Source organism: Bradyrhizobium sp. USDA 4532, from assembly GCF_024171315.1.
Lineage (GTDB): Bacteria > Pseudomonadota > Alphaproteobacteria > Rhizobiales > Xanthobacteraceae > Bradyrhizobium > Bradyrhizobium australafricanum.
On the sequence record NZ_JALJZN010000001.1, the window covers coordinates 283,137 to 302,818 of the forward strand.

Annotated in this window: 15 protein-coding genes and 1 pseudogene; 6 read left to right on the forward strand and 10 right to left on the reverse strand. The window is 62.5% G+C overall.

Annotated features, from left to right (window positions below):
• Positions 1–14 precede the first annotated feature (14 nt).
• On the reverse strand, positions 15–449 hold the full coding sequence (locus J2R76_RS01205) for a hypothetical protein (RefSeq protein WP_253623670.1): 435 nt from the start codon (positions 447–449) through the stop codon (positions 15–17).
• 44 nt (positions 450–493) lie between these two features.
• On the opposite strand from J2R76_RS01205, the gene J2R76_RS01210 reads away from it, so the two are divergent.
• Both J2R76_RS01210 and J2R76_RS01215 read left to right on the forward strand, forming a co-directional pair.
• Entirely contained in the window at positions 494–1,141 is a 648-nt protein-coding gene (locus tag J2R76_RS01210) for a hypothetical protein (RefSeq protein ID WP_375166473.1), read from the forward strand.
• Between the two features lie 86 nt (positions 1,142–1,227).
• Positions 1,228–1,584 (forward strand): hypothetical protein, encoded by a 357-nt coding sequence (locus tag J2R76_RS01215; RefSeq protein ID WP_253623672.1) that lies wholly within the window; start codon positions 1,228–1,230, stop codon positions 1,582–1,584.
• Positions 1,585–1,694: 110 nt separating this feature from the next.
• Here J2R76_RS01215 and J2R76_RS01220 read toward each other — a convergent pair whose 3' ends face one another.
• Positions 1,695–3,038 (reverse strand): PLP-dependent aminotransferase family protein, encoded by a 1,344-nt coding sequence (locus tag J2R76_RS01220; protein ID WP_253623673.1) that lies wholly within the window; start codon positions 3,036–3,038, stop codon positions 1,695–1,697.
• 255 nt (positions 3,039–3,293) lie between these two features.
• Here J2R76_RS01220 and J2R76_RS01225 point away from each other — a divergent pair, with 255 nt between their 5' ends.
• Both J2R76_RS01225 and J2R76_RS01230 read left to right on the forward strand, forming a co-directional pair.
• Positions 3,294–3,455 carry a DUF1127 domain-containing protein gene (locus J2R76_RS01225; protein ID WP_253625981.1) on the forward strand — a complete coding sequence of 54 codons (162 nt, stop codon included), beginning with the start codon at positions 3,294–3,296 and terminating at the stop codon, positions 3,453–3,455.
• Between the two features lie 268 nt (positions 3,456–3,723).
• On the forward strand, positions 3,724–6,264 hold the full coding sequence (locus J2R76_RS01230) for a bifunctional diguanylate cyclase/phosphodiesterase (protein WP_253623674.1): 2,541 nt from the start codon (positions 3,724–3,726) through the stop codon (positions 6,262–6,264).
• Between the two features lie 239 nt (positions 6,265–6,503).
• Here the strand turns inward: J2R76_RS01230 and J2R76_RS01235 are convergent, their stop codons facing one another.
• The 3 genes from J2R76_RS01235 to J2R76_RS01245 all read right to left on the reverse strand — a co-directional run bounded on the left by J2R76_RS01235 (position 6,504) and on the right by J2R76_RS01245 (position 12,021).
• The gene (locus J2R76_RS01235) at positions 6,504–8,930 is read right to left on the reverse strand and encodes an arylsulfatase (protein ID WP_253623675.1); all 2,427 of its coding nucleotides are present in this window, start codon (positions 8,928–8,930) and stop codon (positions 6,504–6,506) included.
• Between the two features lie 503 nt (positions 8,931–9,433).
• On the reverse strand, positions 9,434–11,074 hold the full coding sequence (locus J2R76_RS01240) for an arylsulfatase (RefSeq protein ID WP_371852107.1): 1,641 nt from the start codon (positions 11,072–11,074) through the stop codon (positions 9,434–9,436).
• A gap of 32 nt (positions 11,075–11,106) precedes the next feature.
• Positions 11,107–12,021, reverse strand: a complete 915-nt coding sequence (locus tag J2R76_RS01245; protein WP_375166474.1) for a formylglycine-generating enzyme family protein — start codon at positions 12,019–12,021, stop codon at positions 11,107–11,109.
• A 460-nt stretch (positions 12,022–12,481) separates the two neighbouring features.
• On the opposite strand from J2R76_RS01245, the gene J2R76_RS01250 reads away from it, so the two are divergent.
• Positions 12,482–13,573, forward strand: coding sequence for a transporter (locus J2R76_RS01250; RefSeq protein ID WP_253623677.1), 1,092 nt, complete (start codon positions 12,482–12,484; stop codon positions 13,571–13,573).
• 276 nt (positions 13,574–13,849) lie between these two features.
• Here the strand turns inward: J2R76_RS01250 and J2R76_RS01255 are convergent, their stop codons facing one another.
• Genes J2R76_RS01255 through J2R76_RS01270 form a run of 4 tightly spaced genes read right to left on the reverse strand, consistent with a single transcriptional unit; the run spans position 13,850 to position 18,300 of the window.
• The gene (locus J2R76_RS01255) at positions 13,850–14,398 is read right to left on the reverse strand and encodes a hypothetical protein (protein WP_253623678.1); all 549 of its coding nucleotides are present in this window, start codon (positions 14,396–14,398) and stop codon (positions 13,850–13,852) included.
• 25 nt (positions 14,399–14,423) lie between these two features.
• Positions 14,424–16,352 carry a DUF3604 domain-containing protein gene (locus J2R76_RS01260; protein ID WP_076825695.1) on the reverse strand — a complete coding sequence of 643 codons (1,929 nt, stop codon included), beginning with the start codon at positions 16,350–16,352 and terminating at the stop codon, positions 14,424–14,426.
• Entirely contained in the window at positions 16,349–17,419 is a 1,071-nt protein-coding gene (locus J2R76_RS01265) for a HupE/UreJ family protein (RefSeq protein WP_307720380.1), read from the reverse strand. Before J2R76_RS01265 ends, J2R76_RS01260 begins: the two co-directional genes overlap by 4 nt.
• The gene (locus tag J2R76_RS01270) at positions 17,416–18,300 is read right to left on the reverse strand and encodes a peptidyl-prolyl cis-trans isomerase (protein ID WP_076825693.1); all 885 of its coding nucleotides are present in this window, start codon (positions 18,298–18,300) and stop codon (positions 17,416–17,418) included. The genes J2R76_RS01265 and J2R76_RS01270 overlap by 4 nt, the downstream gene beginning before the upstream one ends.
• Positions 18,301–18,577: 277 nt before the next feature.
• On the opposite strand from J2R76_RS01270, the pseudogene J2R76_RS01275 reads away from it, so the two are divergent.
• Positions 18,578–18,881 (forward strand): annotated as a pseudogene (locus J2R76_RS01275) (transposase); the annotation flags it as partial.
• A 366-nt stretch (positions 18,882–19,247) separates the two neighbouring features.
• On the opposite strand, the gene J2R76_RS01280 reads toward J2R76_RS01275, so the two are convergent.
• Positions 19,248–19,673: a universal stress protein gene (locus J2R76_RS01280; RefSeq protein WP_076825691.1), complete on the reverse strand. Its 426-nt coding sequence runs from the start codon at positions 19,671–19,673 to the stop codon at positions 19,248–19,250.
• Positions 19,674–19,682 lie beyond the last annotated feature (9 nt).

A 19,682-nucleotide genomic window follows, 5' to 3' on the forward strand; every position in this document is an offset into this window, starting at 1 on the left:
GTTGGAGGGCTAGCTCAGCTCTTGCGCAGAACAAAATAGGCGCCACAGAACGCCATCACTGCGCCGAGGCACAGGGCGGCAAGGCCGGCGAGCACGGCGGATATGGTCGAGACCGTGCTCGGCGCCGACGCGGCCTGGCCGGCACCGGCCAGCATCAGCACGCCGACGACGATCAGGAAGTTACGCATCCGCTGCGGGATCTGGCCGGCCACCGCGCTGTGCATCAGATTGGCGGTGAAGTAGCCGCCCGAAAATCCGACGGTCGCGATCAGCCACCACGCAATCGCGGCGCCCGCCGGCATGAACTCGTGGCTGTCGGAGCGCCACAGGCCGCCGAGATCGAGCCCATAACGCGCGCCGAGCATGTGCACGGCAAGCGCCAGCAGCACGCCGGATATCATCGCGCCGCCGAGGATGAGGTAGCGCGGAAAATAGGTCGTCTCAGGCATGGCTCGCTTGTAGGATAGCCGTGACGTCCCGCGCAAGCGCGTGGATGGATTTGGACGGGTGGAACGGCGGCTTGCCAACAACGTTGCAGGATCGATCGGAGGCAGGCGAGGGCTCGCCGCTGCGCTATGCCTACAAGGCCTCATTGATCGGCTCGGCGCACCAGTTCGAGCTGACCGAGGACGGGCTGGCGTGGCGGATCGCCGGCCGGTCGGGCGTGTGGGACTATGCCGACATCTCCGCGGTGAAACTGTCCTATCGCCCGGTCTCGATGCAGCAGCAGCGGTTTCGCGCCGACATCGACAACGCCAAGGGCGGGCGGATCGCGATCCTCTCGACCACCTGGCAGACCGCGACGCTGGTGGCGCCGCAGGGCCATCTCTACCGCGACTTCATCGTCGAGCTGCATCGCCGGATGCAGGCGGCGGGCAGCAACGCCAGGCTGGTCGGAGGCCTCGGACCGAAGACGTATACCGCCGCGCTGGCGCTGCTGGCCTGCCTTGCGGTGGCAATGATCGGATTGCTGCTGACGGCGCTGCTGACCTCGAACTGGATGGGGGCGCTGTTCCTGGTCGGCTTTGCGGCGCTGTTCACCTGGCAGGTCGGCGGTTTCGTCACGCGCAATCGGCCGCGGCGCTACAGCTTCGATCAATTGCCCGATGCGCTGCTGCCGAAGGCGGTTCGCAATCGGTGAAGCGGTTCGCGCGGCCGGACTGTAAGCGGGTTGTAAGCAACGCGCTGTAAACTCGGCGACGGATTTGCTTTTGGCTGGAGCGTCAGATGACAATCCGGACTCCATTTTTGGCTCTGTGCCTTGTGCTCCTGAGCATCCCGCCGGCTCTTTCCAAGGGCAGCGTGGGCAACAAACATGATCCGCTTGATCCCAATCACGTCGACAATCTGCCGCCCGACGTGCGGCGATACGTTGCCGGAATCTGCAGGGGAACGCCGGTCGCGCAGCACGACTTTGCAACCTACTCGCCGCAAGAAAAGCGCTGGCGGATAAACCTCGAATATCTGCAGTGCAGCGTGATCGGGGAGTATCGCAAAGGTAACCAGTGCATGGATGTGGACTTCGTAGCCGAGGGCGCGCATTTTCGTCTCGTGAGAAAGACGTATGCGGCCTGTGGCTTTTGATGCTCCGGCGCTCGGATCACTGGAAATAGGCCGCCGCGAGTGCCGCGATCGCGAGTGCCGCTCGCATCCAATTCTGGACTGCCGCGCCGCTTCGGAGTGAACGTGCGATGTCACTCCGTCGAGTCAAAATCCTCTTCGGTCGCGCTCAGCATTCCCGCCAGTGTCCGCAGGCCGAGGTCGAGTTGCTCCATCGGCGGTGCGGCGAGCGCGAGCCGCACCGCATTGGGCGCGTGCCCCGGCGTGGCGGCAAAGGTCGTCGACGGCGTCAGCGCGATGTCGCGGCGCGCCGCGGCCGCGACCAGGGTCTGCGAGCGCCAATGCGGCGGCAAGGTCAGCCAGAGATGATAGGACTTCGGATTGGTCTGGATTTCGAAATCGGCCAGATGCTTGGCCGCCAGAAGCTGGCGGCGGCCGGCATCGATCCGCTTCAGCCGTGACAATTCGGCGGCGGTGCCGTCGGCCATCAGCCGCTGCCCCGCGGCGAAAGCGTAGCCCGACGCGGTCCAGCCACCCGAGCGCACCGCGGCCATGATGCTCTCGCGCAGCCGCGGCGGCGACACGATGAAGCCGAGCGCGAGGCCCGGCGCGACCTTCTTCGACAGGCTGTCGAGCACGATGCAGCTGTCGGGCGCGAGCGCGGCGAGCGGCGCCTCATCATCGAGGAATCCGTAGACGCCGTCCTCGATGACGACGAGGCCGAGCTTCTCCACCACGCGCAACAGCTCGGCGCGGCGCTCGGGCGGCATGGTGATGCTGAGCGGGTTCTGGATCGTGGGCTGGACGTAGATCGCGGACAGGTGCGCCTCGCGATGCGCCTTCTGCACCGCATCCGGTCGCACGCCATGTTCGTCCATCGCGAGCGGCACCAGCGAGATGCCGAGCCGCGCCGCGATGCCCTTGACGAACGGGTAGGTCAGCGCCTCGACGCCGCAGCGTCCGCCGGGCGGCACCACGGCGGCGAGCGCGGCGGCGATGCATTGCCGGCCATTGGCGGTGAACACGATCTGGTCGGGATTTGGCGTCCAGGTCTTGCGCGCCAGAAATTCCGACGAGATGGTGCGTGCCGCCCGCGTGCCAAAGCTGGTCGCCGGCCGCAGCGCGCCCTCGAGCACCTCGGGCCGCTCCAGTCCTTCGAGGCTCTTGGCGATCATCGTCGCCTGGTGCGGCAGCAGCGGATAGTTGAACTCAAGGTCGATGCGGGCGCCGCGCGGCTCGGTCGGGGCCGTGATGCCGCGGCGTGCCTCGCCGGACACGAAAGTGCCGCGGCCGACTTCACCGACCACCAACCCGCGCCGCAACAGTTCGGTGTAGACCCGGCTCGCCGTCGAGACGGCGATGTTGCGGTCATAGGCGAAATGACGCTGCGGCGGCAGCCGGTCGCCCGCCTTCAGCGCGCCGCTGGCGATCTCGGCGGCCACCGCATCCGCCAGCTTCAGATATTCGAACCTCGACATTATTGCACCGAGAGCAATGTTTTACTTGCTCCGAGCAATGTACCGGATCATTTAAGAGGGAACAAGCCCATGATTGCACCGAGGAGTGCGCAAGCAATCCGAGGTCCCGGCGGCGCAGGCGCTGAAACAGCATTTGCGTCAACGGCGTAGCTTTGTCTATGGGCAGCGAAGGAGATGACAATGTCAGCGATATCCTCAGCCGCCGCAGCGCCCGCGCGGCCTAGTACATTGGGCGGATTGCTCCGATTGCTCCGAGTGCGGGGCGATGCGCTCGCGACCTATTGGGTGCGCCGCGAGGCGATCAAGACGCTGCGCCAGCTCGATGACCGGGCGTTGCGCGATATCGGACTCTCGCGCTGCCAGATCGAGACCGCCGTCACCGGCGACTTCGACCTGGAGCTGGTGCGGATCCGTTAAGATGCCGGTGCTGCGCTAATGCATGATCCGGAAAAGTGCGAAGCGGTTTTCCGAAAAGATCATGCTCAAACAAAGAGCTAAAGCGCGATGACGATTCAACCCAAATCACGTCGCGCTTTAGGGCCGGGCGCCGACTGCCGGTTGCAGAATTCACCGAAACTACACCAAAGAAGCGGAAGAGCCCCATCTCGTCACCGCCGTCGCTCCAAGGTTGTGACGCTCTATGCTAGCCTGTTAGCTGCGTACGCTAGCGTTGAGTTGGGGACCGATGGCCGCTCGCAAATTGTCGCAAGGGCAGGCCCCGACCCGGGAAGCGCGTCGCCGCTGGCATGAGGAGCGATCGCTGCGCTGTGCGATCCGGTTGGCCCGCATGGGCTACTGGGAGTCGCAGAGTGCCGCCGCGACCGATCTCTGGATATCGCCCGAGCTCGCCGCCTTCTACGAATTCGACACCGCCGACGGCTACATCCCCATCGCCACGGTGCGCGAGCGCTATTTGCCCGAAAGCCGGAAGCTCCTGGAGGCGCATTACGCGGCTTGCTGGGCGGAGGGGCGGCCCTATGCGGTGCGCGCGAGACTCCGCAGTTTCGATGGCAGCCTGCTCGACTGCGTGGTGCATGGCGAGCCGGAATTCGACGCGGACGGCCAGGTTCGACGCGTGTCCGGCATCGTCCGCGACATCACGGAGGAGACCTCCGCGCTGCGGCGCCTGGCGGAGAGCGAGCAACGGCTGGCCGATTTTGTCTCGACCGCCTCGGACTGGTGCTGGGAGAGCGACGCCGAGCATCGGCTGCTGCCCTATCCCAAATCGCTTGCCGGCAATGCGGCGTTCCAGATGGTGGCCGCTGGCAGGAAGGCGCGCTGGGAGCTGACTTATGCGCCCGAGGACGGCGAGGCGATGGCGCGGCACCGGGCCGATATGGAGGCCCATCGCCCTTTTCGCGACTTCACCTATACGCTGATCGGCAAGGACGGCTCGCGCGTCAGTATCTGCACCAGCGGCAAGCCGATCTTCGCCGATGACGGCAGCTTTCTCGGCTATCGCGGCACCTCCAGCGACATCACCCAGCTCAGGGCGGCCAAGGCGCTGCTCGACCAGCGCACGCGGGCGCTGGAGGAGGCCCACCGCCTCGGCAAGATCGGCACCTGGAGCTTTCGGCTGGACAGCGGCCGCACGATCTGGGCGCCCGAGCTCTACCAGCTTCTCGGCCTGCCCGACACGTTCGAGCCGACCGACGAGAACATGGGACCTTATTTCCTGGACGGCGACGCCGACCGCTTCCTGGACGTGCAGAAACGGGTGCTGCGCACCCGCCGGACCGAGGCCACCGACCTGCGCATCCTGCACGCGGACGGCATGCCCCGCGATCTGGCTGTGATCTGCAAGGCGGAGGTTGCCCACGACAAGGTCATCGGCATCATCGGTACCGTGCAGGACGTCACCGAGCGCAAGGAAGCCGAGCGCCAGCTCGAGCAGCTCGCCTACAGCGATCCGTTGACCGGCCTTGCCAATCGCGCGCTGTTCACGCGCCAGCTCGCCGCCCTGACCGAAGGTTGCGCCCGGGGAGGCCGGACCGGTGCGCTGCTGCTCATAGACCTCGATCGCTTCAAGGAGGTCAATGATTCCCTCGGCCATGCCGCCGGTGACGAATTGCTGATCAAGGTGGCGGCTGCGTTGCGGGAGGACTTGGGGCCGCGCGCCTTCATCGCCCGGCTCGGCGGCGACGAATTCGCCGTGCTGGCGGAAGGATGCGACACGTCCGACGCCGCGCTGACCGGGCTTGCCGACCGGCTCGTCGGCAAACTGTCCGGCCCTGTCGATCTCGCCGAGGGCGAGGCCTCGGTCGGCGCCACCATCGGCATCGCCCGCCTGCCGGAGCACGGCGCGACCGCGGAGACCGCCGTGCGCAACGCGGACCTCGCGCTCTACATGGCCAAGGAGGCCGGGCGCGGCCGGGCGCAACTGTTCGAGCCGGTCTACGCGCAGGCGGTCGATGAAAGGCTCGATCTCGGCCGCCATCTGCGTCACGCCGTGGAGGCCGGCGCCCTCGAGGCCCATTACCAGCCGCAGGTCGATCTGAAGACCGGCCGCGTCACCGGTTTCGAGGCGCTGCTGCGCTGGACCCATCCCGAGCGCGGGCCGATCTCGCCGGCGGAGTTCATTCCGATCGCCGAAAGCTCCGGCCTCATCGTCGACCTCGGCCTGTGGGTGCTGCGCGAGGCCTGCCGGCAGGGCCGCGCCTGGCTGGATGCCGCGCTGCCGCCGCGCTCCATCTCGGTCAATGTCTCGCCGGCGCAGATCTGGAGCGTGGATTTCGAGACCGCGGTCTCGGCCATCCTGGCGGAGACTGGCTTTCCGGCGGAGCTGCTCTGCCTGGAGCTGACCGAAAGCCTGTTCGTGGATCATACCGAGCAACGGATCAGTCGCACGCTCACGGCGCTGTCCGGCTTGGGCGCCCGGCTGGCGCTGGACGATTTTGGCTCGGGCTATTCCTCGCTCGGCTATCTGACGCGCCTGCCGTTCGACTGCCTGAAAGTGGACCGGGCCTTCGTGGATGGCATTTCCAGCGCGCCGGAGAAGCGCAAGCTGCTCGGCGGCATCATCGCCCTGTCGCACGGGCTCGGCATGACGGTCGTGGCGGAGGGCGCCGAATTGTCCGCCGAATTGGACGTGCTCGGCGGGCTCGATTGCGATTTGGTGCAGGGCTTCGTGTTTTCCCCGCCCATCGCCGCCGACAAGGCGCCGCTGGTCGCCGCCAGTATCGAGCGCGAGGTGCGTCGGATGCAGCCGCAACGGAATCGCCTCTAGCCGAACATCGCTTTGGCCGCATTCTTTTGCCCGCGGCTTTGCCTCGATGGTGGCACCTGACCAATCAGGTGGACCGTGTACTCACAAATCGGAGCTGGATGAGGGACGCTTGATGTCCGTTCTCACCCCGACAGCCGCGAGAAGGCGGACCTCGCCGGAGGTTCGAGGAGGGGGGCCACAAGCCGACATGGACCGCGACCCAACAAACCTCCTGACTTTCGCTTCGATCTCATCGATCCCTATTCGATGGCTGACCGAGCAGCCAACTCCGCTTTGCGGATCGTTTTGATGTCGTTTTCGGTGTGGTTCACCGGGGCGAGGTGAATCTCCACTTTTCGGAGTTTGCCGGTATAGGGATTTGGCGACGCGTAATCATCGCTGACCGCCGATCCCGTATCCAACCCGATGTCGAAAGTTTCATCGGCCGAGAACCGGCCCAAGACACTCTTTTCGACCCGACCTTCTCCGACCTTCTTGTCGTTGACAAAAAGCGTGACCGCGCCACCCTTTCCAACCCCACCGCCGTCGTACTTGAAATCCACGCGAATGGTTGCGGGGCCGGGTGCGAGCTTCTCCGAACTCGTGATTTTGTAGCGCTGCAGGGAAAACCAGTTGTATTCGTACGTTGGCTTACCGTCCTTGACGTAGAGAGCGTAGCCGGCAACGAGGCCGCCGGCCGCGACCAACACGCCATCACCGCCTGCTTGCGGGACATCGACATACGCCGTGATGCTGTGCGAGCGATTTTTTACGTTGGGCGATGAGCTTTCGGGAATCCGCGTGGCGCCGGGGTAATAGGTGAAATCGGTGCGGCCCGCGATCAGGCTCGGACGCAAGCTCGGGTCGGCGCGCTCGATGAACCGGTCGTCCAGCGGGAGCACCTCGTACTTTGCTGCCTCGACCCAGAACAGGTCCTGCATGTCGCGCAGACGCTTGGGCTCCTGAGCCGCCAAGTCGTTGGCCTCGCTGAAGTCGCTCTCAATTCGGTAAAGCTCCCACTTGTCGTTGGCGAAATCATACGAGCCGATGTTTTGCCAAGGCAGCCGTCCATGGCGGACGCACGCAACCCATCCGTCGCTGTAGATCGCACGGTTGCCGAACATCTCGAAATATTGAACGCGACGCTGCTCTTCGGCCTTCGGGTTGTCGAAGGTGTAAACCATGCTGACGCCTTCGATCGGCTTTTGGGCAACGCCGTTGACCGACGACGGCTGCTCGATCTGAGCAGCCTCCAGGATCGTTGGAACGATGTCGATCGCGTGATGGAATTGAGTGCGAATGCCGCCTTTGTCCTTGATTCTGTTGGGCCATGAGATGACGAGCGGATTGCGCGTACCGCCGAAATGCGAGGCGACCTGCTTGCCCCATTGGAACGGTGTGTCCATCGCCCACGCCCATCCCACGGGAAAATGATTGTAGGACTTGGGACCGCCGATCTCGTCGAGATGCGCCAGGATATAGCTCGGGTCCTCCTGCTGACCGTTAACGCCGACCATCTCGTTAAAGGTGCCATTGAGGGTACCTTCCATCGAGGAGCCGTTGTCGCCAATCTCCCAAAAGATCAGCGTGTTGTCCGTTTGGCCGACTGCTTCCAGAGCATCGAGGACGCGCCCAACATGAAAGTCGGTTTGGGCCGTGTAGGCGGCGAAGGTCTCCATCAGCCGCGAGGCGATGCGCTTCTGATCAGCGGAAAGGGAATCCCAGGCAGGAATCTCCGCCGGCCGCGGGGTCAGCTTGGTGTCGGCAGGGATGACGTCGAGGCCCAATTGCCGCTGGAATGTTTCTTCCCTATATCTGTCCCACCCCTGATCGAACTGTCCCTTGAACTTGTCGATCCATTCCTTCGGCACGTGATGAGGCGCGTGCGTGGCACCGGGCGCGTAATAGATGAAGAATGGCCGGTCCGGTGTCACCGACTTTTGCTTGTTGATGTGACTGATCACCTCGTCGGCGAGGGCTTCATTCAGGGTGTAATCGGCTTTCCGGCCGCTCGGGACCTCCATCTCGATGGGCGTATTGTCGCGATAGAGCGCCGGCGTCCACTGGTTCGCTTCGCCCCCCAAGAAACCGTAGAAGTGATCAAATCCCTGCCGGGTTGGCCAGCGGTCATAGGGGCCCGACACACTGGTCTCCCAATCCGGAACGTTGTGGTTCTTGCCGAACCAGGCTGTGCTGTAGCCATGCTGGCGCAACGGCTCGGCCACCATGGCGGCGCTGTTTGGAATTTGTCCGCTGTAGCCGGGGTAGCCGTCGCCCAATTCGGTGATGTTGCCTGTTGCGGCGGAATGATGATTACGGCCCGTGAGCAGCGCGGCCCGCGTTGGAGAACATAGCGCCGTGGTATGGAAGCGCGTGTAGCGCAATCCGGCCTTTGCGAGCCGGTCCAGGTTCGGGGTGGGGATTTGGCCGCCGAAAGTCCCCCATTGTCCGAAGCCGCAATCGTCGATCAGAACGAGCAGGACGTTCGGCGCGCCGCTTGGTGCACTAATGATCGGTATCTTGTCTGGAAACGAGTCCTTATAGGTGGTGCCGATTTTTCCCTTGAATGGCGGCTGCGGAAGCGGCAGCACTTCCTGAGCCTGCGCCGACTCGCGAAGCCAGGACCAACCGAGTGCCGACGCAAGCGCGCCCTTTGCGGTGGAAAGAAAAAGCTGACGACGATTCATCGATGCCTCTCCTTCTGTTACGCGCTTGGGCTTTCGGACGCCTCCGCTAACGTGTGGTACGGAGAGGTGTCACCCCGCTCACCCGACGCTGTACAACCATTGCGGGATCGAAATGGAAGCGCCGCTTTGTTCCCTTGATCTAGATCAACGGAGGGCCCCTTGGTACTTCGGGCCAAAACCGGGTCTCGCGACCGCTTTGGTCAGAAGCCGAAGAACTCGATGTGAACACAATGCATCCGCTTTCGGGGGCATAGCGACCAATCGCCGTCGGTCAGCGCCTGATTGAGCCGGACTGCCGAGCCGATGCTGCCCAACAAGCCGCGCGGCGTGCGACGAGCGAATGACCGCCGCGTCCTCAACGGCATCTTCGTGCGCAATTTCGGAATATTAGAAGAATGTCCCTGAGTTGCCCCACGTGTCAAGTTGCCTGGTCGAACGCCGGCCGAAAGGCCGGAGGAGACGGTGTTGGGCGGCATGGACGCCGCCCAACACGATCATGAATCTCATTTTGCCATTGCCGTCCTGGCGGCCTCGATTTTCGCCTTCACCGAATCGAGGTTGAAGCTCGCGCCCTTCTGCATCGGCGGAAACTCGATTGCGGTCATGGCCAGCTTCTCGACCTCCTGTTGAACGAACACGAAGCGCCAGAATTCATATTTGAACCAGTCGAAATATTGTTGGGCGCCGTATTTGGTCCCGCTATCGGGCCAGCCCGTTCGCTCGAACGGATCCAGGCGGAGGTTGATCAGGTAGGGCACGTCAACCTTGGCTTTTTCGCCCAGCCAACCCCCGGGCTGGTCGATGAAGCGATACTTGTAGTCGTCGATGCGCACGGCCCCCAGTTCGCTCTCGCCGAAGTACCAGATTTCGTGTCGATTCGACGGCCCCTTGCCGGTGATCATGTCCATCTGATTATAGCCATCCAGATGGCACTTGTAGGTGCGATCCCCGATTTGCTTGCCCTTCTTCAGTTCCTCGGCAATGTTCGGATTGCCGGCAGCCGCCAGCAAGGTCGGGAACCAGTCCAGACCGGAGATGATTCCGTTCTCGACCTTGCCCGCCGGCACCTTGCCCGGCCAGCGGATCATCGCCGGCGCGCGGAAGCCGCCTTCCATGACCGTACCTTTGCTCTGCGCGAAGGGTGTCTGTCCGCCATCCGGCCAAGTGAAGACCTCGGTGCCGTTATCCGTGGTGAAGATAACAATGGTGTTGTCATCCACGCCCATGTCCTTGAGTTTTTTCATGACGAGGCCGACATCGTCGTCGAGCTGCGCCATGCCGGCTTCATGAATCGACCAGCCGTTCTTGGAGTTGCGCATCGCCTCGTACTTCGGCGACAAATGCGTGACGATGTGCATGCGGGTCGGATTGAGCCACAAGAAGAACGGCTTGTTATCGGCCTTGGCCTTTTCAATGAAACTCAACGCAAAGTCTCGAATTTCATCGTCCACCGTTTCCATCCGCTTGGGATAGAGCGTTCCGGCGTCTTCAATCCTCTGCTTGCCGACCTTGCCCCAGCGGGGATCCACGGTGGCGTCGTCCACATTGGTCGCCCATGAATGGATCATGTTGCGCGGGCCGACCTTGTTCAACAGCTCCTGCGGATAGGCAGGGTGAGCCGGATCTTCCATCGCGTCGAGGTGATACAAATAGCCGAAGAACTCGTCGAAGCCGTGCACGGTCGGCAGAAATTCGTTCTTGTCGCCAAGGTGGTTCTTGCCGAATTGGCCGGTGGCATAGCCCATGCCCTTGAGCGCGGTGGCAATGGTCACAGCCTCCGCCGGCAAGCCTGTGGGGGCGCCGGCCTGGCCGACCGTTGTCATGCCGGTGCGGATCGGCAGCTCGCCGGTAATGAAGTTGGCGCGGCCTGCGGTGCAGCTCGCTTCGGCGTAATAATCGGTAAACAGCATGCCTTCTGCGGCGATCTTGTCGAGGTTCGGCGTCCGGCCGGCCATCATGCCACGATGGTAAGCACCGATATTCCAGATGCCGATATCGTCCCCCATGATGACGACGATATTGGGCCGCTGGCCGCTCGGTGCCTGCTGCGCTTGGGCCAGCGCCTTTTCGACCGATGCGGCGGCGCCTAATGCGGATGCCGCCGCCAGGCTTGTCGTCGCGAGCAAAACATTTCGACGGCTCATATCGCGTGAGGCGTTATCCTTGTCGTCGTTCATCACTTGCTCCTTATGATGCATCGAAAGCCAACATGGCTCGTGGACGTATCCACCGCTTCCGCATGGCGCGCAGCCGGGCGATAGCGACGGCAGTAGTTCGGCGCGCAGAGATGCGAGCCGCCTTTGAGAACCTTGCGGGGAATCTTGATCCTGGGCAGAGACGGATCGTGGCTGTCTTGCTCTCGCCCGCCGCGTGGATCCTTAGGAACGCAGCACGCCTTGGCCGCGTCGGGCGCATGCCTGGTGGACCACCAATCGGTGGTCCACTCCCAGACGTTGCCGATCATGTCATGAAGGCCGTAGCCATTCGGTGGGAACGCCATCACCGGCGAGGTGCGTGCGTGACCATCGTCGCCAAGATTCTGGTATGGAAAAACACCTTGCCAGGTATTCGCCATTGGCCTGCCGCCGGGCATCAGCTCGTCGCCCCAGGCGAACTCGGCGCCGTCGAGGCCGCCGCGCGCGGCAAACTCCCATTCGGCTTCGGTCGGCAAGTCCTTGCCAGCCCATGTCGCGTAGGCCTCGGCATCGCGATAGGCAATGTGGACCACGGGATGATCGTCGAGGCCGCTGATCGAACTGCGGGGGCCATATGGCCGGCGCCAGTTGGCGCCAAATTTGAAATTCCACCATTGCGACCAGTCGCGCAAATCGACCGGACGCTTCGGTGGCGTGAAAACCAGCGAGCCTGCCTTGAGCATGTGCGGCAGTGCGCCTGGATAGTCCCTGGCGTCAGGCCGCGTCTCCGCTGACGTCACGTAGCCGGTTGCGTTGACGAACTTGCGAAATTCGCGATTGGTGACCGGCGTCCGGTCCATCCAGAAGCCGCTCACCGAGACGCGATGGACCGGCGCCTCTTCGGCATAGTGGCTGTCGGAGCCCATGCGGAACGTGCCGCCCGGAATCCAGATCATACCCCCCTCACTGGGCCCATCCGACAAAGGTACGCCTGCCGCAACGCCAACGTCGTGCATGGGCTACTCGCAGTGAACGAGTTTCAAAATTACGAGCGTCGCCCCCCGGAATCTCTCGGCAGCTTCCTAGCGTCGATTCTGCCGGGGAGGAGCGCGGCTTAACACCTTAGTTAGTCAACATGACAATCGAACATCTGAGGCGGTGGCACGTTCGCAGCGGCACAACCTTCTCCCATTGATCTAGATCAATTGAGCCAGGCCGCCCGTTCCTTGTGGAGAGTCCTGATGACTATGCAAAAAGTGCCAAGGTTGTGGCGTCATAGACACAACCTTCCAATAAACCTCCGGCTGAACTCAAGTGTGCCGAATTCGCGTGGACGAACGGCGGCGTCAGCTTATTCTTTCCGAGTTTCTACCCCGCCGGAGCAATGGTGGGATCGCGAGAGTCGGGGAATCGGCGATGCGGCGCTTTAAACCGAATTTGGGACGCAGATTTTTTTCGCAGTGGCATTTGAGTGTTGGGGCGCTTGCCGCTTTGCTGGCGCTTTCCACCCAAGCGGCTCGGGCCGATGAAAATGGCATCAGCTTTTGGATACCCGGATTTTTTGGCAGCCTCGCGGCTGTTCCCCAGCAGGCGCCGGGCTGGTCGGTGAGCACGGTTTATTATCACACCTCTGTTTCCGCCGGCGGCGACGTGGCGCGGTCGCGCGAAATCACGCTTGGTCGCTTTCCCGCGAATCTGACGGCCAACGTCAACGCGAACGTCAATGCGAATGTGAACCTTGGCCTTGTGGCCGGGACCTACACCTTTGCAACACCCGTGCTGGGCGGTCAGGCTTCTGCCAGCCTGTTGGCGACCTACGGCTCCAACTCCACGTCGCTGGCGGGATCGCTCGTTGGGACATTGACGGCACCGGGCGGCGGCACGTTCCCCTTCTCCCGGTTTGACAGCATCGACAGCTCGCTCATTGCATTCGGCGACCTGATCCCGCAGTTCGCGCTGCGCTGGAATGCCGGTGTCAACAATTACATGACGTACGTCACCGCCGACCTTCCGGTCGGCGCCTATCAGTCGGGCCGCCTGGCGAATTTGGGGATTGGGCACTGGGCGGTCGACGCGGGCGGCGGCTACACCTATTTCGATCCAAAGACCGGGCATGAATTTTCGACGGTGCTGGGATTCACCTACAACTTCGTCAACCCCTCCACCCAATATCAAAGCGGCGTCGACATGCACCTCGACTGGGGCGCATCGCAGTTCCTGACCAAGCAGTGGCAGGTCGGCCTCGTCGGTTACTTCTATCAGCAGCTCGGCTGCGACAGCGGCTCCGGCGATCGCGTCGGCTGCTTCCGGTCGCGCGTGGCCGGTGTCGGCCCGCAGGTCGGCTACATTTTCCCGGTCGGAGACATGCAGGGATACCTGAACCTGAAGGGCTATGGCGAATTCGCCAATGAAAATCGGCCAGCAGGCTGGAACGTCTGGCTGACGTTCAATCTTCAGCCCGCGGCGCCAACGCCGCCGACATCCACAAGGCCCAGATTCACGAAATAGCAATAGCGGTGACGCTGCCACCGGTGCCGTGCTGAAGACATGCCGATTAGCGGCGGACCGGGCCAGCAAGCAATGCCTAGCGCGATAAGGGCAATACCGGTCAGTCGCCCGATCGGAATGGCAATACCAGAAAGGTCTTCACCGAACAGCAAATGTCCGACGAGTGACGGAACGATTACCAGGGCAAGGCCGGTTACTGTTTTCGGTTATGGCGGCGAAAATCAACGCTTTGTTCAGCGCAGGATCAAGACTGCTGCTGGACTTGACCCAACGCATTTATGCACACCGGCAATAGAACTGCAGAAAGCGCGACACCTCGGTTTCCGTGCCGTAGAGGCGGATGAGGCCGTGTCGGTAGGCGTCGCTTACCGACAAGCGATGGTTGGCTATCTCCCGAACCACGTCCTCGCCACTGATGAGGACGAGTTCGCCGACAGGCGGTGCAGAGACATGAACTTCCGCATGCAGGTCGCCGCCCTCTGGCGTGAAGCGAGTCCATAACATCGGCTCTATCAACAGCAGCGCAAAAGCCATCGGCGCGTTCTCACCCGCCGGTATCCGCAGCTGCTCTCCCAACTGTTCGAGCGATCGCACGGTGCGGTGATAGGCCCAAAGATCGGGCGTACGCGCCGGGGGCGGAAGCCGCCGCTCGCTCACCGCCTGTGCCATTGCGCCCAGGACATGCAGCGCGTCGGGGTAGGTCCAATTCAGCATGCCGCGCGCGAGCGTGACGTCATCGTGGTAACCGCAAGCCGGGGCTTGGGACGGCGCCCAGGCAGCGCACCAGCCGAGCACGAAAACTGCGGCAATCCGGTGCTTTCGCATGAAGCCCTCCGTTTCAGCCCCGGCACTACTTCGCCGGCGTGTACCAGATGGGTGACGTAAAGGCTCGCTCGGTGACCTTCATGGCGGTGCCGGGCAACGGCGTGACGCCGTAGCGTTTCGCGTCGTAGGCGGTCCAGCGCGGCGTCGGAATCTCGATCACCCGGCCGTAGTAGAAGGCCGGCCGACTTGGGTCGAATTCGGGATCTTTCCACACCGTGATGAGCTCGGGCGCGCCGATCGTGTTGGTCCACGTGGCATTCGCTACGTCTACCGTATCGCCAACTGATGGCAGCTTGCCATCGTTGCCGGGCTTGCGATCTCCCGACCAGACGACATCAAAAACCTTTTCGCTCACGCTGCCGTCCTTTTCGAGCCAGCCCTTGATGATCTGGTAACGATCAAGGTTGGCGCCGATCGGGTCCTTCAGCGCGGCGACCAGAAACGTCGGTACCTTTCCCTGCGGCGCTGCGCGCAGGTCGCCGCCCATGGGCACGCCCTTGCTGTAGCCGACCTGGGCCGGCAGGCGATTGTCCGCGTCCTGGGGCACGAAATCCCAGCCCCCGAAGAAGCGCACGATCACGCGGGTGCCGGTGGTGGAGTAGGTCTCCTTACGTTGCATGGCATCCCAAATGGACGTGCGGGTGTTCTCATTAGCCCACACGGCGGCATAGCCGGAGGAGCCGACCTCCCAATCCATGACCTTCACGCCGGTCGTCTTGTTATCGATGAAGGTAGCGCCCATCCGGTGCGGGCTCGGCTCTTGCGGAACGGTCTTGCCGAAGAAGTTGTTCTCCTCCATCGCGGAGAGGGCGGTGTGCGCATCGCTGCCGCTGACGAGGCCGAACTTGTAGGGGTTGATGCCGAGGCGCTGCTCGAGCTTGAGGCCGTTCTTGTAGGCTGAACGTACATACTCGAACTCAAGCATTTCCTTCTTCTTGGCAACACTGCCGTCGAGGTTGCCCTTGTCCCAGATTTCGAACGCAGCGAACTCGTCGTTCGGCGACAAATACGGATGAGACTCGCCGGTGCCCTTGGTCTGTGTGGCCTCGTAGAGCCGCTCCCACTTGGCGCGTTGCTCCGCATAGTCGCGGTCGAGGGCCTTGCCGAAAGCCTCGACCACGGGAAACATCGTTCCGTTGCTCAAATTGCCGTTGTGGGCAATCGCCAGTACGCTGCCGCCGGTCTTGGCTTCGTAGCCTTGCATCCATTTCCACAGGTCGGCCGGATTGTCGCTGCCGTAGGGCGGATACACGGTGAACGGCTCGACCTGGCTCGCCTTGTCACCGTTGTCGCGGTAGATCACGTTGCGATGGAGGTTGTTGCCGCCGGTATTCGAGGTCCATTCGTAGGCGATGAAGCTGGTAAAGCGGCCGGGATCGTTGAACTGTTCAGCAGCCTCGATGGTCTTCTGCCACGCGCCCCGATAGGCACGCGTTCCCGGGAAGTACATCAGGTCCTTCGGAAACGTACCGTGCGAAAACTGAACGATGATATCGATCGCGGCCTCGGCGCCCTGGCCAGACTTGATCATGTCGTACCATTTGCGACCGGTCGGGTCGGCGAGAAGATCAGGCTTACCCGCGAACAGGTCCGGGAAGAAGCCCATGTTGTCGGAATGATCTGTCACCGCAAGCCAATCAAGCGGCCGGGAAAGCTTCACCGGCTGGCCCGTGTTCGAAGTGACTTGTTCGCCGCGGGCAAAGCGATAGGCGTCCTTCGGGTCGAGCCGGGCGCCGAATGCGCCGGCATCCATCGAAAACGAAGTATGCAGGTGCGTGTCGCCAAAGAACGGTCGCGTGGGAAACTCGCGATTCACGTAAGGCGAATAGGCGGGCTTCTGCAGGGATTGTTCGAGCTGATCCTTTTCCGGCGCGCCAACGTCCTGGGCGAATGTTGGCGAGATGAAACAGGCGGCACTCAACCCGGTAACGATCTGCAACACCGTTCGTTTCATGTGTTTCCTCCCCAAAATCGATGAGCCACGTCAAATGCAGCGATACGCTCGATTACCCAAAACATGGCAAGACTCCCGATGGCATAAGACGTCGCGACGCTTGCCCAGCGGATTCTCGATCTGTGAAAACGCAGAAACCAAAAGGAGAGGCACACCGTCGCTGCGATGAACAGCAGCTGGCCGATCTCCACCCCGATGTTGAAGAACAGGAGCGCCAGCGGCACGTGTCCTTCCGGCAGCCCTACCTCGCGCAGCGCGCCGGCAAAGCCGAATCCGTGCAACAGGCCAAAAGTGAACGCGACCAACCACGGCGCTCTTGCCGCCAGGCCTTCACGCCCCTGCTGCAAATGCACGATCTCACCGGCCACAAACACGATGCTCAAGGCAATCACCGCCTCGACCGGAGCAGCCGGCACATGCACATAGCCGAGCGTCGCCAGTGCCAGCGTGATGCTGTGCGCGACCGTGAATGCGGTTACCGTCTTCACCAGCAGCCAGGTCCCGCGGGTGAGGATCAGCAGCGCCAGCACGAACAACAGGTGGTCGATACCGAACAGGATGTGCTCAACACCCAGCCTGAGATAGACGCCGGCGACCGACCAACCGGTCTGCTGCAGGGGTATCATTGCTGCCGGCTCTTGCGGAGTGAGCCGCCGCACCCAGTTGGTTCCGTCAAGGAAGACCATGCGCACCAGGGCGTCTGTCATGGTGTTTTGCAGTCCATCGATGCGCACCGTCTGTCCACGCAACGGAACGAGCGCGCGAAAGCGCCACGTTTGCACGGCGGCATCGACGGCAGCACGCCTCGTCATGGGCGTGAGGTCTTCTGCGCTGCCGGAGAAAGTCGCCGTGAGCGCCAAGCGAAGCTGCCCGCGCATCGGCGTCTTGAACAGGACGTCGAATTCACCGGGCCGCTCTTCGCGCACTTCAAGATAGGAGGGACGAACCTCATGGGCCGAACAGGGCGTCAGCCACGCAAGGCCCCAAGCCGCAAAAATCGCGATCATGGCGAGCTTGACGGAGTGGTGCGCCCAGGAGCGAAGCTTGCGTGAGCGGCGCGCTGTCACGGCTGCCTCGAGGAGGCGGCCGCGATCGGCACCATCAGCGGCTTTAAGGCGTCATCGACGACAAGACGGTATTTCTTGCGCAGTCCCGCGAGATACAGTTCCTTCGCCGTTCTCTCCTCCTCGCTTCTCCACGCCTCGACGACCTGCTCGCGCAGATCGGCAAATGGACGTAATTGGCCTTCTTGCCGGGTCGAAACGCGCACCAGGTGCTGGCCGTACCCTGATTCGATCGGGCCGCTCCAGACACCGGGCTCAAGCGAGAACACCGCCCGTGCAAAGGCGCCGCCGAAAGCCGCGGACACAGACTGCTCGGTCTCGTCGCGGAAATCAGCTTCGAGCAACAAGCGGTCGCCCAAGGCTGCCGTCGAGAGCGCGCCGTCGTCGCGTAGCCGCTGCAATGTTGAGGTGGCGTCCGACTGCGCGTTGGCGCGTTGCTGCGGGCTGAAATAGACCTGCGTGAACGAGATGCGTGCATCGCTGCGGAAGAGCTGGGCATGCCCGGCGTAGAACTGCTGCAATTCGGTATCCGATGGTTCGGCCCGGCGTGCGGTATCCTCAACAAGAAAGGTCAGTTTCTGCGCCAGGCGTCGCCGGACGATCACGTCGTTATCTTCGAGTCCCAGGGAGCGCGCCTCGCGTGCGAGCAGCAGTTCATCGGTGTAGTCCGTGACCAGCCCGCGCAGCTCTTCCGGTGTTGGCTGACGCCGCCACTGAGTGGTCCAGTTTTGTGCCAGCCACTCGATATCGCCAGCGCCGACCTGGAGGGACGGGGTTTGGCCCGCGTTCGGATCTTCCGGCGCGCGATTCATCCAGGCATAAGCGCCGAACAAGGCAGCGCCTGCGATCAAGAAATGAAGCAAAGGCTCTTTCAACAGCTTCATGGTAGACTCTGTAGCGACCAGCGTATCGCGTCAGGTAAAGGTCGCCTTCACGCCCACATCTTGATCCAGATCAATCGCCCGGCGTCGCGCCGGCGTGTCGCGGAACACAGGCGAAAGCGGGCAATGTCCGCATTGGGCTATTCTCGACGGATTCATCAGCGATTGTCGGTAGGTTGATGTCCGCCTCTGCCCGTAAGCGCCGAACGGGGGCTGAGCCAGGAGCGTTGCGTTTGGCCGGACTCCCGTGATTCAAACTCTCAAACTGTTCGCTCGAATCATGCGCTACGAACTCGCCGACTATGAATGGACTGCCATAAGGCCGATGCTACCGAACAAGCCGCGTGGCGTTCCTCGAGTGAACGATCGACGTGTCCTCAATGGCATCTTCTGGGTGCTCCGATCAGGGAGCACCCTGACGTGATCTGCCGGAGGCGTTTGACCCATACACCACTTGCTACAACCGGTTCGTCCGCTGGCGGCGGGCTGGTGTCTGGGGCCGCATCATAGAAGCGATTGCCGCCGCCCATGATGCCGCTGTCCAGATGATCGACACCTCCATTGTCCGCGTGCATCAAGAATCAAACAATGTCGTAGCGTGGCGACGCGGTACGACAGGCTTGCCGCTAACTATCTTGCCTTCGTTCAACTCGCGTCAATCAGGCTATGGCTGCGCCTTAATGAGTCCGCGCCCACTACTTTGGCAGATTGTTGATTTTGCCGCGTTTTATAGGATTCCCGAATCAATTTTTCAATGATTCATGGGTGGTCGGCTCTGGGAGGGCTGACCATGCCCGGGCGCAATTTCGGAATATTAGAAGAATGTTCCTGAGTTGCCCGACGTGTCAAGTCGCCCTGGCCGAGCGCCGGCCGCCGCCGGCTACTTTGCATGGGGTTGTTTTCGATATTTTGGCAGCGCCGCCTGCGACGGCCCCATAACTCATTCTGCTCTAGTGCCGCACCACCAGCACCGAGCATTTGGCGTAGCGCACCACGTGCCCGGCATTCGAGCCGAGGAAGTAGGTGCGCATCGCCGGCCGGTGCGAGGTCATCACGATCAGGTCGGCCTTCATGGTCGCGGCCTCTTCGAGGATCTCGTGATAGATGCCGCCCTGGCGGACCACGCCCGAGATGCGGGAGGGCGCGATGCCGGATTCGCGCGCGACGATCGCAAGCGCCTCTTCCGACGTTTCGCGTTGCTGGCTGTCGAAATCCGCCGGCACATATTCGGCGAGCATCACCGGCGTCATCGGCAGCACGTTGAGCAGACGCACCGCCCCGTTCCATGTCTGTGACAGCGTCGCGGCGGTTGCGATCGCCGGCTTCGCCAGGTCGGTATCGGCGAGGTCGATCGGAACGAGAATGGACTTGTACATCTGCGCCTC

Bases quoted from the DNA above. Each gene is read 5' to 3' on its own strand.
- J2R76_RS01245 (WP_375166474.1), bottom strand. From the start codon at position 12,021: ATGATCTGGATTCCGGGCGGCACGTTCCGCATGGGCTCCGACAGCCAC.
- J2R76_RS01205 (WP_253623670.1), bottom strand. From the start codon at position 449: ATGCCTGAGACGACCTATTTTCCGCGCTACCTCATCCTCGGCGGCGCG.
- J2R76_RS01260 (WP_076825695.1), bottom strand. From the start codon at position 16,352: ATGAAACGAACGGTGTTGCAGATCGTTACCGGGTTGAGTGCCGCCTGT.
- J2R76_RS01215 (WP_253623672.1), top strand. From the start codon at position 1,228: ATGACAATCCGGACTCCATTTTTGGCTCTGTGCCTTGTGCTCCTGAGC.
- J2R76_RS01210 (WP_375166473.1), top strand. From the start codon at position 494: ATGGATTTGGACGGGTGGAACGGCGGCTTGCCAACAACGTTGCAGGAT.
- J2R76_RS01280 (WP_076825691.1), bottom strand. From the start codon at position 19,673: ATGTACAAGTCCATTCTCGTTCCGATCGACCTCGCCGATACCGACCTG.
- J2R76_RS01230 (WP_253623674.1), top strand. From the start codon at position 3,724: ATGGCCGCTCGCAAATTGTCGCAAGGGCAGGCCCCGACCCGGGAAGCG.
- J2R76_RS01240 (WP_371852107.1), bottom strand. From the start codon at position 11,074: ATGAGCCGTCGAAATGTTTTGCTCGCGACGACAAGCCTGGCGGCGGCA.
- J2R76_RS01220 (WP_253623673.1), bottom strand. From the start codon at position 3,038: ATGTCGAGGTTCGAATATCTGAAGCTGGCGGATGCGGTGGCCGCCGAG.
- J2R76_RS01255 (WP_253623678.1), bottom strand. From the start codon at position 14,398: ATGCGAAAGCACCGGATTGCCGCAGTTTTCGTGCTCGGCTGGTGCGCT.
- J2R76_RS01270 (WP_076825693.1), bottom strand. From the start codon at position 18,300: ATGAAGCTGTTGAAAGAGCCTTTGCTTCATTTCTTGATCGCAGGCGCT.
- J2R76_RS01250 (WP_253623677.1), top strand. From the start codon at position 12,482: ATGCGGCGCTTTAAACCGAATTTGGGACGCAGATTTTTTTCGCAGTGG.
- J2R76_RS01235 (WP_253623675.1), bottom strand. From the start codon at position 8,930: ATGAATCGTCGTCAGCTTTTTCTTTCCACCGCAAAGGGCGCGCTTGCG.